The 14,609-nt window shown below is 57.0% G+C and carries 12 protein-coding genes; 8 read left to right on the forward strand and 4 right to left on the reverse strand.

Annotated elements, in window-relative coordinates; translation table 11 throughout:
- Nucleotides 1-51 precede the first annotated feature (51 nt).
- The 4 genes from nifB (at nt 52) to VSX58_RS02580 (ending at nt 5,122) form a co-directional block, all read left to right on the forward strand.
- Entirely contained in the window at nt 52-1,449 is a 1,398-nt protein-coding gene (gene nifB, locus VSX58_RS02565) for a nitrogenase cofactor biosynthesis protein NifB (protein WP_327616677.1), read from the forward strand.
- 8 nt (nt 1,450-1,457) lie between these two features.
- Nucleotides 1,458-1,970, forward strand: coding sequence for a nitrogen fixation protein NifQ (locus VSX58_RS02570; RefSeq protein ID WP_407654849.1), 513 nt, complete (start codon nt 1,458-1,460; stop codon nt 1,968-1,970).
- Between the two features lie 553 nt (nt 1,971-2,523).
- Nucleotides 2,524-3,432 carry a nickel/cobalt transporter gene (locus VSX58_RS02575; protein WP_327616679.1) on the forward strand — a complete coding sequence of 303 codons (909 nt, stop codon included), beginning with the start codon at nt 2,524-2,526 and terminating at the stop codon, nt 3,430-3,432.
- Between the two features lie 328 nt (nt 3,433-3,760).
- Nucleotides 3,761-5,122 (forward strand): MATE family efflux transporter, encoded by a 1,362-nt coding sequence (locus VSX58_RS02580; RefSeq protein ID WP_327616680.1) that lies wholly within the window; start codon nt 3,761-3,763, stop codon nt 5,120-5,122.
- Between the two features lie 41 nt (nt 5,123-5,163).
- Here the strand turns inward: VSX58_RS02580 and VSX58_RS02585 are convergent, their stop codons facing one another.
- A complete protein-coding gene (locus VSX58_RS02585; protein WP_327616681.1) occupies nt 5,164-7,911 on the reverse strand; it encodes a LuxR C-terminal-related transcriptional regulator in 2,748 nt (915 codons plus the stop codon).
- Between the two features lie 590 nt (nt 7,912-8,501).
- On the opposite strand from VSX58_RS02585, the gene VSX58_RS02590 reads away from it, so the two are divergent.
- Nucleotides 8,502-9,281, forward strand: a complete 780-nt coding sequence (locus tag VSX58_RS02590; protein ID WP_327616682.1) for an acetoin reductase — start codon at nt 8,502-8,504, stop codon at nt 9,279-9,281.
- Nucleotides 9,282-9,417: 136 nt separating this feature from the next.
- Entirely contained in the window at nt 9,418-9,591 is a 174-nt protein-coding gene (locus VSX58_RS02595) for a hypothetical protein (protein ID WP_327616683.1), read from the forward strand.
- 156 nt (nt 9,592-9,747) lie between these two features.
- Here VSX58_RS02595 and VSX58_RS02600 read toward each other — a convergent pair whose 3' ends face one another.
- The gene (locus VSX58_RS02600; protein WP_327616684.1) at nt 9,748-10,599 is read right to left on the reverse strand and encodes a LysR family transcriptional regulator; all 852 of its coding nucleotides are present in this window, start codon (nt 10,597-10,599) and stop codon (nt 9,748-9,750) included.
- A 163-nt stretch (nt 10,600-10,762) separates the two neighbouring features.
- Here VSX58_RS02600 and VSX58_RS02605 point away from each other — a divergent pair, with 163 nt between their 5' ends.
- Nucleotides 10,763-11,950, forward strand: a complete 1,188-nt coding sequence (locus VSX58_RS02605) for an MFS transporter (protein ID WP_327616685.1) — start codon at nt 10,763-10,765, stop codon at nt 11,948-11,950.
- Nucleotides 11,951-12,046: 96 nt separating this feature from the next.
- On the opposite strand, the gene ychF is transcribed toward VSX58_RS02605, so the two are convergent.
- Nucleotides 12,047-13,138 carry a redox-regulated ATPase YchF gene (gene ychF / locus VSX58_RS02610; protein WP_327616686.1) on the reverse strand — a complete coding sequence of 364 codons (1,092 nt, stop codon included), beginning with the start codon at nt 13,136-13,138 and terminating at the stop codon, nt 12,047-12,049.
- Between the two features lie 131 nt (nt 13,139-13,269).
- Nucleotides 13,270-13,893 (reverse strand): aminoacyl-tRNA hydrolase, encoded by a 624-nt coding sequence (gene pth / locus VSX58_RS02615; RefSeq protein WP_327615806.1) that lies wholly within the window; start codon nt 13,891-13,893, stop codon nt 13,270-13,272.
- A gap of 296 nt (nt 13,894-14,189) precedes the next feature.
- Between pth and ychH the strand changes: the two genes are divergently transcribed.
- On the forward strand, nt 14,190-14,459 hold the full coding sequence (gene ychH / locus VSX58_RS02620) for a stress-induced protein YchH (RefSeq protein WP_327615805.1): 270 nt from the start codon (nt 14,190-14,192) through the stop codon (nt 14,457-14,459).
- Nucleotides 14,460-14,609: the final 150 nt, after the last annotated feature.

Here is a 14,609-nt window from a genome sequence, read left to right on the forward strand (position 1 = left end):
TGACGTTTGCACGAAATATGATGACGTTCGCTTATTACCGGGGTTAAACATATGGCAAACAACGCATCATTTTCAGGCAAACGATCGTGCGGAGCGATGAACACGGCGCACTTTACGCCTTTACAGGCGGATAAAGTTTCCCGTCATCCATGTTACTCGCCGCTAGCGCATCACCGCTATGCGCGCATGCATCTGGCGGTGGCGCCGGCCTGCAACCTTCAGTGCAATTACTGCAACCGAAAGTATGATTGCAGCAACGAATCCCGCCCCGGCGTGGTCTCTGAGCTCTTATCGCCGGAACAGGCGATAGCCAAAGCGCGCTATATCGCCGCCCAAATACCCCAGTTATCGGTTATCGGTATTGCCGGTCCCGGCGATCCGCTGGCCAATATCGCCCGAACCTTCAAAACCCTGGAGGGGCTGCGGGCGACAATGCCGGATATCAAGCTGTGCCTGTCGACGAACGGGCTGATGCTGCCTGATGTGGTCGATCGCCTGAGCGACATCGGCGTCGATCACGTTACCGTGACGGTTAATGCGATTGACGCCGCGGTCGCCGAAAAAATCTACCGCCATCTGTGGTACGAGGGAGACAAACTGCACGGGCGCATTGCCGCCGATTTACTGATAGAGCGGCAGGGCGAGGGGATCCGCAAGCTGGCCGAACGCGGCATCATGGTAAAGGTTAACTCGGTATTGATTCCGCAGATCAACGCCGCGCATCTGCATGACGTCAGTTTACAGGCCCGCCAGTGGGGCGCCGTACTGCATAACGTCATGCCGCTGATCGCCAGGCCGGAACACGGTACGCAATTCGGCCTGGAGGGCGTGCGCGAACCGGATGCGGATGAACTGGGCGCAGCGCGCGCCATCTGCGGCCGCCATATGCCGCAGATGGCGCACTGCCATCAGTGCCGCGCCGACGCCATCGGTATGCTGGGAGATGACCGCAGCCAGGAGTTTCCGCTCTCTTCGCTGCCGCAACAGGCCGAACCGATACTGCCGTCGCTGTTTCGCCGCGCCAGCATTCAGGCCAGTATCGCCTCGCAGGGCGAGTCCGACGAACCGGACGCCTGCCTGGTGGCGGTGGCGACCGGTAAAGGCGATGTCGTCGATCGGCATTTCGGCCATGCCGATCGTTTTCACATCTTCAGCATTTCCAGAGCCGGCATCATCCCGCTGGGCGAACGCTTTACCCAGCGCTATTGCCGCGGACCCGACGATTGCGCGGACGACGAGCCGGAAGATCGTCTCGATCAGGTTATCGCGCTGCTGGCTGACGTCAAAGCCGTCTTTTGCGCCCGCATCGGCCTGACGCCCTGGCAGCGCCTTGAGTCCGAAGGCATTGAGCCTTGCGTCAACGGCGCCTGGCGGCCGGTGCGTGAAGCGCTGGAGCAGTGGCGCGCCGAGCGCATTCGGCCGGAGGTCGGTAAGAAGGGGGTCGCATAGTGGAGCTTATCCAGACGCCGGATGCCTGGTTGCGCCATCTGGTCGACAATCATCTGCGCGGTCTGGCCCGTTTCCCGGCCAGAATGAATCTGGATGACGCCGACTGGCGCGCGCTGTTGCTGCGGATCGGGATGAACGACGCGGCGCGTCCGCCGCGCCTGCGCCAGCAGGATGCGCTACTGAGCACGCTGCTGGCGCCGCGCCGCCAGGAGTGCCGGCAGCTTGCCGACTGGCTCGCTCAATACATGGCGCCACAGGCCGCGCCGATGCACAGGTTAATCGCCGGCGCATCGATGGGGTTTAACCATTTATGGCAAGATCTCGGTCTGGCGTCGCGCGCGGAGCTGCGTGAGCTAATGACCGTCTGTTTCGCGCCGCTGGTCGGCATGAATGATAACAACATGCGCTGGAAAAAGTTTTTTTACCGCCAGGTCTGCCTGGCCCAAGAGGGCGAGCTGATGTGCCGCTCGCCCTCCTGCGAAAGCTGTAGCGAGATCGGCTTCTGTTTTGCGCCGGAGTAACCGACCGGCGCCCCCAGAGCCGCCGTCATCCGGGTCAGTAACAGAATATTGAAATCGGGGCCGCCAGCGCATGACTCTCGGAAGAGATAGCGCGGAGAGGCCGACGGAGCAGGGGGCGAGGGCGGCATTCCGGTATATATCGACGACACGGGGCAGGCCGGTGAGCCGCGGGCTGATAGCCTATCGGCGCAGAGGCGCGGCGTTATGCCCGGCAGGCCGCGCCGGTCGGGCAGAGCCGATACGCCTCGCTTGCCGTTTATGAACAGCGCTGAAACACTGCCGGCAGCGAAAACGTTTTATCCCGCCGCTTAATTTATTTAATATATCCCCTCAAATAATTCGCGTTGCCCTAAGGCGGCAAGAGAGAAGGGCGCAGCGTGGAAAAAAATTAAGCCCACGCGCCTGCAATTTGCAGTATGACGCACAGATATGCATCGCTAAAGTTAAGGTAAATAAAATGTTGGGTAATAGGTATGTTAAAGTAGGCCTGCTTATTTTAACACTGTTGATGCTGCTCCTTATATGCATCTATTTTTGGCCGAATCTGCTTGCCGTGACCTTAAGCATTCAAATCTACCTGCACCGTTATTTAATTATGTATCTGTTGCAGATACAAAATAATAATCTTACTTACAGCGTGTTACTTTTAGCCGCCAGTTTTACCTACGGCGTTTTACATGCCATCGGTCCCGGTCACGGAAAGTTTGTTATCTCATCCTACCTGAGCGTTTCCGATGAGAATGCGTCTTCGGCCAGGCTGATTTCTTTTCTTGGCGCCATGGCGCAGGGGGGCGCGGCCATTCTCTTCGTTTATGCGCTGGTGATATTATTTAATTTCGCCATTGGCGATCTCAGCCGAAGCCGCTGGTATGTTGAAAAAATCAGCGCGATTTATATCGGTATTTTCGGCATGGCGCTACTATTGCGAAGTTATAAATCAAGACCGCGAGTCGCGCCGTTAAAAATACGCAAAATCATCTCCGCGCCGGCAGCGGAATATCGTCCCGGCGCGCTGTTGATAAAGGGCGCGGAGAATAAAAAAGTCATAGATAACGGGTCGGCATGCTGCAGTCACCATCATGGGATAGCCGCCGGCATGGTTCCGCGCGATGTTAAATCCGCCCTGTGGGTTATCCTGGCGATCGGCAGCCGCCCTTGTACCGGCGCAATTCTATTGCTGGTTTTTTCCAACGCCGTGGGGATTATTAACTGGGGCATCGCCGCGGTAATGTCGATGGCGCTGGGTACGTCGCTCGCGGTAACCATATTGGCGACCCTGGTCATCAAGTCACGAGATAAAGCCATTTTATTATATGGCGATAAAAATCATACCGCGGTTGCGAAAATAAGATACCGGATGCTGGCGGTTTCCGGCGCGCTTCTGCTTATTATGGCCGTAGCGCTCTTTTCATCAACGGTGCCGGTAAGTATGAACGGTGATTTTATCGCCGCCGGGTGTTGAGTATTCCCGCGATAAAATCGAGTGGGCGGAATAACATCCGCCGTCAAGACGCTATGCACTGTATTCGCGTATAATCATAAAATCCGCGTAATCTGCGCGGATTTCTATTTTTCGAAGTTAGAAAAGCGCGTCAGCCTTATCAGAAATAAACTCATTAGCATGATAATAATAATTATTTGGTAACGCTATTTTAGGATGTGAAATATACTTGTTGATCCATGTCATTTTTTATTTGTTTTCAGGGCGTATTTTGATTATTCGACCAATTACTAAAAGACATTTTATAAAGAAATAGTATTTTCCTTTTATTTAATGCTTTGGAATATTTATGCGTAAAACAGCGGATAATACCCGGCGTCTCGCCGCCCTGGCGAATGACAATATTCTTCCACTTATCGCCAGACTTGCGCTTCCGACAATCGTTGGCGTTAGCGTAAGCGCGCTGTATCAAATTCTGAACGCGTTCTTTATCGGACGGTTAGGCACTCAAGCGATAGCGGCGATGGCGCTGACGTTTCCCTTTGCGATCGCCGTTTCCTGCATCGGCCTCTGTTTTGGCACCGGGGTAGCCTCCTTTATTTCGCGCTTTCTGGGATCTGAGGATCGAGATAAGGCCAGCCGGTATGCGTTTTCGGCGATAGCGTCGGGCGTTGTCTGCGCAATTTTGCTCAGCGTATTTATCGAGTTTTTTTCGCTCCAGATTTTTTCCGGCATGGGCGCGGCAAACGAGACGTTAATATTATCTCAACGCTATTTGCGCTGGCTACTGGTGGGCTATGTCTTGGTGGTTCTCAATATGACCGCCGGCTTTATCGTTCGCGCCGAAGGCAATACCCCGTTCAGCATGCATACCCAGCTTGTCGCGTTCATCTGCAACGCCATATTCGATCCGATATTTATTTTCTACTTCGACTTCGGCATTGAGGGAGCGGGCATCGCCACGTTAATCGGGCAGTGCGTATCGGTGGCGATGTATATCATGCACTTCTGTTCCGGCCGCAGCGTGATAAACCTGAAAGCGGGCTTCACCAACGGAAAAGAACTCGGCGCCATCGTCAGAGTGGGATTTCCCGCCGCGATAAATTCTCTGCTGCAAGTGATCTCCATTTCCTGCTTAAACCGTATCGCCATGAACTATGGCGATACCGTGGTCGCCGGGGTAGGGATCGCATCCCGCTTATTGATGGTAGCCTCGCTGCCGCTAAACGGACTCTGCATGGGGTCGCAGGCCATTATCGGTTATAACCTCGGGGCCAAGAAAATCCAGCGCGTCCACGAAGTGGTAAAAACGCTGGCCCTATTTGCCTGCGGCATGGCGGCAATCTACACCGGCGTCTGTTTTCTGTTCTCCCGATCGATGGCGGCGTTTTTTTCAACCGATCCTCAGGTTATCGACGTGGCTTCGCTGGCCATCGTGATCTTCCATATTTCCATGCCGTTTATCGCTTTACAACAGGTCTGCCTGATGTATTTCCAATCGATCGGCATCATTAAAACCGCGCTGTATATCTCGCTGCTGCGCTATATTCTGCTGACGGTGCCGCTGCTGCTTATCCTTTCTTGGCTCTGGGGCATTACCGGCATTTATTACTCCTTGCCGCTGGCCGATATTCTGACGGGAATCGTCTGCATTGCCGTTCTTCGCGCCCAGCTAAGCCAGTTGAGAATGCAGTGGCGGCAGGCCTATTAGACAGGCTAAAGCGTCGCCGTAAATCCGGGCAGCGAATGGGCTCAGTTCAACAGATCCCACTCTCTGGCCCGGTTGATCGCCTGAATCCGGCCTCTGACCCGCAGTTTTTCATACACCTGTTTCAGGTACCATTTTACCGTCTCAACCGATATTCCCAGCGAACGGGCGATGCCCTTATTGGAATATCCGTCGGCGATAAGCTGCAGTATTTGATGTTCCCGCTCGGTCAAACGATGCGCCAGCGATTGCGGGAGATCGCCGCTCTCCGCCGCCTGCCGAAATAACAGGGCGACCGCCTTGCCCCACTCGGCGTTAAGGGGCAGTTTTTTGCATAATGGGCCAAGCAGAGGCAGCAGAACCGGGCCGGCATCCAGCAGGCTGCGCTGAAGTTTTTGCTCTATCACCCGCTGCAATATCGGTTTGAAGATCTCGCCGGCGCGCGCCTCCTCGCCGGCCTGCAGCAAGGCGACCGTCTGCATGATTCTCAGGCGCACGGCCGCCAGCCACTCGGCGCGCCGCTCCTGTTTGTCGGCCAACTGGTTAAGTATCTCGGCGGCGGCCGACGGCTCGCCATCGGCAATCAGCAGACGGCTTTGGCCCACGCGAACATAGTAGGAGATCACGCTCAGGCCGGGATCGTTCGCTTCCGACTCCGCTTCCCGCACCAGCGCTTGCAGCTGGCCGAGCAAGTGCCTGGCGCCGTCGATATCCTGCTGCCGCAGGCGAACCGCCAGCCGTTCGGCCAGCAACGGCGCGCGCGCGCGCAGCCAACCCCGGTTAATCGCCAGCTGCTCGGCGTGCAGCAGCAGCCGGTCGGCCTCGCCAGGCTGGTTATTGAGCTGGGCCTGACGCGCCAGAACGATATAGCAGCGGCTGAGGCTATCGGGCGGGCAGAAATGGTCGATCATCTCCAGCCGCAACGTGAGTAAAGCGTCGATCCGTCCGACGTCTCCCTGCTCCCAGGCGACCTCCGCCAGAATAGGGGCGAGAGTGGCGCCGCTGCTGGAGTTCTCCCCGGTATGGCGTTCGGCATAGCGCAGCGCCTGGGACGCCTGACGCTCGGCTTCGGCCAGATTGCCCTGATGCAGATACCCCTGGGCCACCACGAACGCGCGGTAAACCTCAACGAACAGATTTCGGTTCGCTACCTTGGCGCCGGGCAGGCGGCGTTGCACATTCAGCGCCTGCTCCGGGCGCAAATCGACCAGATGGCAATAACTGAGGATATTGCATACCAGACCATCCACCCAAACATCGCCGCAGGGAACTTCGCGTAATAACGGTTCGGCCAGGGCGATACTTTGCGGAATATTTTCCGCAAACGCTTCGCAAATGGCCCTGACCACCCGCAGTTTTACCCAGGCGCTATGCGTCAGAACGCTGCGGTCGGCCGCCGCTAACGCGTCTATGGCGTCAAGCAGCTGGCGGGAGTCGTTAAAACGGAAATGGTGCGCCAGCGCCCAGGCCAGATTAAGCTGCAGATCGATGCGGGAGGGGTCCAGGTTGGCGGGCAGATAGTGCATCCAGCGCACCAGCGTATCGATATCGCCTTCCTCCGCCAGCGATTGCGCCCCGACCTCGGCATGCTTGCTGCCGCTCTTCCCGGCGGCCAGGGTGTGCCGTATCGCCTCGGACCATAAATTCTGGCCGGCGAACCAATTGCCGGCGCGCTCGTGCAGAGCGCGGATATCTTTATCCGCTGAATTTTGCAGCCGGTTGAGCAGCGTGTCGCGCATCAGCGGATGATAACGGAACCAGGCGCCGCCGTCGCCGAGGGCGCAAAGAAACAGATTATGCCGTTCTATCCAGGCCAGCATCGCCTCTCCGTTATTCCGCCCGGTAACGGCGTTGCACAGGGCGGGGTTAAGACGGTTGAGAACCGAGGTGCGCAATAGGAAGTCGAACACCTCCGGCGGCAGCGGCTTGAACACTATCTCTTCCAGATAGCGGGTAATTGAGCGCGAACCTTCGCTCAGGCTGCGGATGAAACAGCCGGGATCGGTGCGCCAGTCGGCCGACAGCGTGGCGATCTTCATACCGGCGATCCACCCTTCGGTCAGGGAGATAATTCGCTGAATATCCTGCTTTCTGGCCGTAGCCGGGGCCGAAGCCATAAAGTAGGCGCTGGCCTCCTCAAAAGTGAAGCGCAGATCGTTATCGTAGATTTCCGCCAGCCGATCCTGAATCCGCAGGCGACTCAGCTCCAGAGGCGGGCGGAAACGGCTACCGATGATCAGGTGTAAGGACGACGGTGCGTGATTAAGCAGATAGGTGAGGCCGTCGCGTATTTCGCGATGATCGATGGCGTGGTAGTCATCAAGAATCAGATACAGCGGATGCGGGCAAAGGTGTAACTGATTGATCAGCTCCGCCAGAAACATGGAAAAATCGGCGGATAGCTCGCCATTCAGGTAGCGCTGGAAGGTCGGGCTCCACTCGTGGCACAGAGAGCGCAGCGCTTCCAGCAGGTAACGCATAAACAGCAGCGGCGTATTGTCGTCTTCCTCAAGGCTCAGCCAGGCCACCGCCTCTCCCTGCTGCCGGCGGCGGCGGCACCACTGCGCCAGCAGGGTGGTTTTACCAAATCCCGCCGCGGCGCAAACCAGCGTCAGGCTGCGCGACGCCGCCTCGTCAAGCCGCTGCAGTAAACGCTCTCGCTGCAACGACATCTCCGATGAGTGCGGCGGCGTCAGTTTGGTGAGGATCAGCGGTAACTTGAGAGTAAAGCGAAGAGGCTCTTCATGGACGAACTCCGCCAGCGGGTAGTGTATTGGGAGCAAAAACGGCATACGTGCCAATATCTCTTTATTCAATAAGTGATTTCAAGGCGCTAACGAGAGTAAACCGGATCACCCCGCGATAACTCGCCCATCGCGTCTGCCCCCCCAATCGGGGGGTATACCCTGTTTGCTCGCTCCTATACAGTAAACTTCATCTTACGCAATAGGGCAGAAACAGGTTTTCTGCGCGCCAAGCGGCCGTGCCGACGAAGGAAACGACCGCGAGAACTTGAATGAACGACCGGCGGTACAGGTTTATCGCAAAATGCGCGATGGTGAATCTGAAGGCGCCCACGCCGAGGCATAGCCCGGATTCATGCAGTTAAAACATCTCGGTCAGCGCGCGCGAGAACCTGATATGGATTCGATTATATCGGGTCAATCCTTCGGGGTCACGGCCATTGTGTCGCTAATCTACGCGACCTTGCAGCAGCGAATAATGATTTCGCCCGGGACGTTTTCGCCGCTCCCGGGCACCCGGAAAAGTGCGGGGCCATTTCCACTGCGAATGGCCCGGCATTGCATTGGTGACTCTACCCAATAGATTTCGAGTTGCAGGGTATATTGTTTTTTTTGCATTAAAAGAGGTGAATCAGAGTATGGCTATCGAAAATAAAGTCGCGTTGGTAACCGGCGCAGGACAGGGTATTGGCCGCGGCATCGCTTTACGTCTGGCCAAAGACGGCGCATCGGTCATGCTGGTCGACGTTAATCGTTCCGGTTTGGATGAGGTAGCTGCGGAAATTAAGGCATTGGGGCGTAAAGCAGCAACTTTTGTTGCCGATATTTCTGACCGAGCTCAGGTTTACGAAGCTGTCGAACAGGCTGAAAAACAGCTGGGCGGATTCGACATTATCGTTAACAATGCCGGTATCTCCCAGGTTCAGGCGCTGGCCGACGTAACGCCGGAAGAAGTTGACCGCATCATGCGTATCAACGTTCAGGGGACGCTCTGGGGCATTCAGGCCGCCGCGCAGAAATTCATCGAAAGAAAACAGAAAGGCAAAATCATTAATGCCAGCTCCATTGCCGGCCATGATGGCTTCGCTTTACTTGGCGTTTATTCCGCCACGAAATTCGCCGTACGCGCCTTGACCCAGGCCGCCGCTAAAGAGTACGCCAGCCGGGGCATCACGGTGAACGCATACTGCCCGGGCGTTGTCGGCACCGGTATGTGGGAACACATGGACCGTCGCTTCGCGGAAATTACCGGTACTCCGGTGGGCGCGACTTACAAAAAATACGTGGACGGCATCGCTCTCGGCCGCGCCGAAACGGCGGATGACGTGGCGGGTCTGGTCTCCTACCTGGCCGGCCCGGATTCCGACTACGTCACCGGTCAGTCCATCCTGATCGACGGCGGCATCGTTTACCGCTAAGCCTGCGCGTTTAATCTAATAACATTTCTTCAAACCGCTTTCCCCGGAAAGCGGTTTTTTTTATGCACGGAATACCGAAGGCAGCTGTTCTATGGAGAAAAACGTAGGGCGATAGGCGGCATATTAAGAGATCGTCGTGCCGCCCGGCCTCGATGACGCGCCCAACGCCGCGTACTTCCCGGCCGAATGTCCGCGCGTCAAGTCCGAGGACATTGCGGAACTGCACTGGAAGCTGCACACCGAGCGCAACAACGGCGAGGCAGTCATCGGCGATATCGACCGCCTCTACTCGATCCCCGGTTTCCGCTGAATCTCGGCGCCGTCATGACCGCCAATGACTCACGGACAGCCACATGACGGCCTTTCCGCAACAGCGGGCGGAAGAGTATATCGCCGCCGAGCTCTTCGTGGTAGTCACCTTCGTGATCTCGCGATGAACAGGGCGCTGGCGTTCAGCGCGGCGCCTTCACCGCCATATTTCCAGCAGCGCCTGCGCAAACACCTGCAGCTTAACCGGCGGATGCCGCAATGCGCGCAGCAGACGGATGTCGTCGCCGCGGCGCGCCGGATCGTCGAACAGGGTGATAAGTTGTCCGTCGGCAACGGCCCGCCCGGTAACCCAGGTCGGCAAGTAGCTCAGGCCAAGACCGGCGATGGCCGCCAGCAGCAGAGCCTCGAAGTCGTCGCAGTCCAGCGCTCGGCCGGCGGCATCTTTCGCCATCAATCCCGCGGCATGTAGGCCGCGCCAGCAAACGGCGTCGGGGTCGTCGCGCTTGTCGAGCAGGCGATGCCCCGTCAGTTCATCCAGGGAGGATGGCCGGCCGTAACGGCGCAGATAGTCCGGGCTGGCGCATATCGACCAGCGCTGCACCCCCAGGGTCTGCGCATAGAGCCGGCTGTCTTTAAGCGGACCGATACGGATCACGGCGTCCAGACGCTCGCTGGAGGGATCGGCCAGACGTTCGGTGAAATCCAGTTCCACGCGCAATTCGGGATACCGCGCGAGCAGGCCGGGCAGCAAAGGCAGAACATGGTGCCTGCCGAAGGTCGGCAGGCAGGCCAGACGCAATACGCCGCGCGGCTCGTCGCTCAAGGCGGCGACCTCGGCGCGCAGATCCACCAACTCATCGAGCAGGACGGGGGCGCGTGCCAGTAGCAGTCCGCCCGCGTCGGTCAGCGCCAGCCCGCGCGTGGAGCGCACGAACAAGCGCGTACCCAGCGCGCTTTCCAGAGCATCGATCTGACGCACCACGGAGGAGGGCGCGACGCCTCGCCGTATGGCTACGGCAGAGAAGCTGCCCGCATGTGCGACAGCCATAAACGCCGGCAGATATTCTGCATATCGAATCTGATTCATTTTTGCATTTTACGCAAAACTTATGCGCGTTGTCATGCGCTTCTCCGTTCGCGGCGAACCGCCTAACATGCCGGCCATGACATAGCACACGCGGCGCTGACGCCGCATAGATGGAGCTTACGATATGACCTTAGCTTATCAACCCGCCGCGCCGCTTAACGGGCGCAGCATCGTGGCGCTGTCGGCCGCCTGCGGTTTTGCCGTCGCCAACCTCTACTACTGCCAGCCGCTGCTGCCTGCAATGGCGGCGACGTTCGGCGCCGGCGCTTTCGCCCAGGGTACGATCGCAATGCTTACGCAACTGGGTTACGCCGCCGGGCTGCTGCTCTTCGGACCATTAGGCGACCAATGCGACCGGCACCGGCTGATTACGGCGCTGCTTCTCGTGAATATCCTCGGCCTGACGCTTTGCGCGACGGCGGCCAGCCTGAATGGACTGTTTCTCGCGAGCGCGCTGGTGGGGCTTACGGCAATCAGCGCGCAGATCGTTATTCCGGCCGTATCGGGAATGGCCGACCCGGCGCAGCGCGGCTATACCGTGGGACGTCTGATGAGCGGGCTGTTCGCGGGGACGCTGCTGGCGCGCACCGTCAGCGGCTATGTCGGCGCGAACGCGGGCTGGCGCGTCATGTTCACGCTTGCCGCGGCGCTTGATGCGGCGCTGATTGCGCTGGTCTGGCGTTATCTGCCGCGCGCCCGGCCGGCCGGCGGCCTGACCTATCCCCAGTTGCTGGCATCATTGGGACAACTGTTCGCTCGTCAGCCGCTATTGCGCGATGCCTGCCTCAGCGGTTTTCTGCTGTTCGCCGCATTCAATGTCCTCTGGGGACCGTTGGCGCTGATGCTGACGCGGTCACCGTACCACTGGGGCAGCGAGATCGCCGGACTGTTCGGGCTGGTGGGAGTTATCGGCATGGCGGCGTCGCCGTTCATCGGACGCTTGACCGACCGCTGGGGAGCTCGACGAGTCGTCGCGCTGGCGGCGCTTACGGTCGCAGCGGCGTTTGCGCTGATAGCCGGATCGACATATTGGCGCGGCTGTCTGCTTGCCGGCGTCATCGTGCTCGATCTGGGGAGCAGAGCCAACCTGGTGGCCAACCAGACAAGAATCTATGCGCTCTTGCCGCAGGCGCGCGGGCGGCTGAACACGCTATTTATGACCGCCTATTTCCTCGGCGGCGCGGCCGGCTCGGCATTAGGGGCGACAGCCGCGGAACATTTCGGATGGAGCGGGGTATCCGCCGCCGGAATGCTATGCGCGGCACTGGCGGCAGCCTCGGTGTGGCGGCGAAAGGCGCGGCGTGCCGGTTAAGAGATGTTAAGAAAAAATCCACGCAACTGCGTGGATTTTAAAGAGGGTTTTAGTCTTCATGAGATGTATTGAGATCTCATGAGACAATAGGCGCCATTAGACGTTGAACAAGAAATTCATCACATCGCCGTCTTTCACGATGTAGTCTTTGCCTTCCGAACGCATTTTCCCGGCTTCTTTCGCGCCTTGCTCGCCTTTGTAGGCGATGAAATCCTCATAAGAGATGGTTTGCGCGCGGATAAAGCCTTTTTCAAAGTCGGTGTGGATCTTGCCGGCCGCCTGCGGGGCGGTGGCGCCGACGGGGATGGTCCAGGCGCGGACTTCTTTTACGCCGGCGGTGAAGTAGGTTTGCAGGTTCAGCAATTCATAGCCCGCGCGGATTACGCGGTTTAGTCCCGGCTCCGTCAGCCCCAGTTCCGCCATAAATTCATCGCGGTCTTCGTCATCCAGCTCGGCGATATCGGATTCAACCGCCGCGCAAACCGGCACCACAACGGAGCCTTCCGCCGCGGCTATCGCCCGGACCTGATCGAGATAGGGGTTGTTTTCAAAGCCGTCTTCGTTGACGTTGGCGATGTACATGGTCGGCTTCAGCGTCAGGAAACTTAGATAGCGAATCGCCGCTTTATCTTCGGCGCTGAGATCCAGCGAACGCAGCATGCCGGCATTTTCAAGCTGCGGCAGGCATTTTTCCAGGGCTTCCAGTTCGGCTTTGGCATCTTTGTCGCCGCCCTTGGCTTTCTTCTGTACGCGGTGAATGGCGCGCTCGCAGGTATCCAGGTCGGAGAGGGCCAGTTCGGTATTGATCACGTCGATATCCTCGGCCGGATTAACCTTGCCGGAAACGTGCACAATATTGTCGTTTTCGAAGCAACGCACCACATGACCGATGGCTTCCGTTTCACGGATGTTGGTCAGAAACTGATTGCCCAGGCCTTCGCCTTTGGACGCGCCTTTCACCAGCCCGGCGATATCGACGAACTCCATGGTTGTGGGGAGAGTACGCTGCGGTTTAACGATCTCGGCCAGCTTATCCAGACGCGGATCGGGCATCGGGACCACGCCGGTATTGGGCTCAATGGTGCAAAACGGGAAATTGGCCGCTTCAATACCCGCTTTGGTCAGCGCGTTGAACAGAGTGGATTTACCGACGTTAGGCAGACCGACGATACCGCATTTGAATCCCATGTTTATATCACCTTAAATTACTTATTAATCAGACAATTAATTTCAACTGTCTGTCAGAATGACCACTATTCCGGCTGATTATACACGGAATGGCCGTTTATCTCGATCCGCCATCGGCATCAGACGGCGATTTATGCCGCTCTGAATGCGTGCAAGCGGTTCATGGCCTTCGCCATATCTTCCGTTAGCAGAATATCGGTGCAGCGGATCGCTTCATCAATAGCGTCATCGATCGGCTTCTGTTCGCTGACGGGCGGTTTCCCCAGCACAAAACCGGTTACTTTATTTTTATCGCCCGGATGCCCGATGCCGATGCGCAAGCGATGGAAATTAGGGTTGTTTCCCAACTTGCTGATAATGTCTTTCAATCCGTTATGCCCGCCGTGGCCGCCGCCTAATTTGAGTTTGGCCGTGCCGGGCAGTAAGTCCAGCTCATCATGCGCCACCAGGATCTCATCCGGCTGGATGCGATAAAATGTCGCCATGGCCGCCACGGCTTTGCCGCTGAGGTTCATAAACGTTGTGGGAACCAATAGCCGGATATCATGCCCGGCCAGATTCAGGCGTGAGGTATAGCCAAAAAATTTACTTTCTTCTTTCAACGGCTGACGATGGATTTCAGCCAGGCGGTCAACGTACCAGGCGCCGGCATTATGGCGGGTCGCCGCATATTCGGCGCCCGGATTGGCCAAGCCAACGATTAACTTAATGCTGCTCACGATAATATTCCAGATTGCGCGTTGTATCGATCTCATCTCGATATCATGCCGCATGATTAAATAACGCAGAGGAGCGTTAGTTTACACAGTTCCCTTTCTGACTTGAAGCCGCAGCATATTTGACGTTAGCGCGCTGCGGAGGGAAGGATATCGGAATAATACCGCAATGGAATTATTCAATATTTAGCCCATTTATTGACTTAACGGTAAAAAGATGACTTTTTACTCTATTATCTGTGATCCCCCGCGCAATCATCGGCCGAGGGGATTGGCTATAATTACATCAACACAGGGGAGCCTCATCATCCACAGAGACTATCTGGAGGTGACAGATGAAACGTAAGAGCGCGACCACGCTGGGTAATATGTTGATGGGTATCGGTATGTTTTTGATGATTGGCGGTATTGCTTATTCCATCATCAGCCAATTTCCCGATCTGAACTTACCGCATCTTTCGGCTTATATTGACCTGATAGCCGTGTTTGCCGGCGCGATTTTTTGGCTGGCCGGCGCACGTATTAGCGGCCGGGAAAAGGTTACCGATCGTTACTGGTGGTTAAAACATTTCGATAAACGCTGTCGGCGCGAGCGCCATTCATAGCGCAATATAACAAATCTAGATGAGCGTTAAAAATCCGCTGTAGCCATAGGCTATGGCGTTTTTTTTATGGCGACGTTTAATATCGCCCGGCGATTTTTCATTGCGCGTAATGCAAAATAAATTAAGCCGCCTTTTTATCGGCGGCTTAAT

Source organism: Brenneria populi, assembly GCF_036016195.1.
In the GTDB taxonomy this organism is placed as follows: domain Bacteria; phylum Pseudomonadota; class Gammaproteobacteria; order Enterobacterales; family Enterobacteriaceae; genus Brenneria; species Brenneria populi.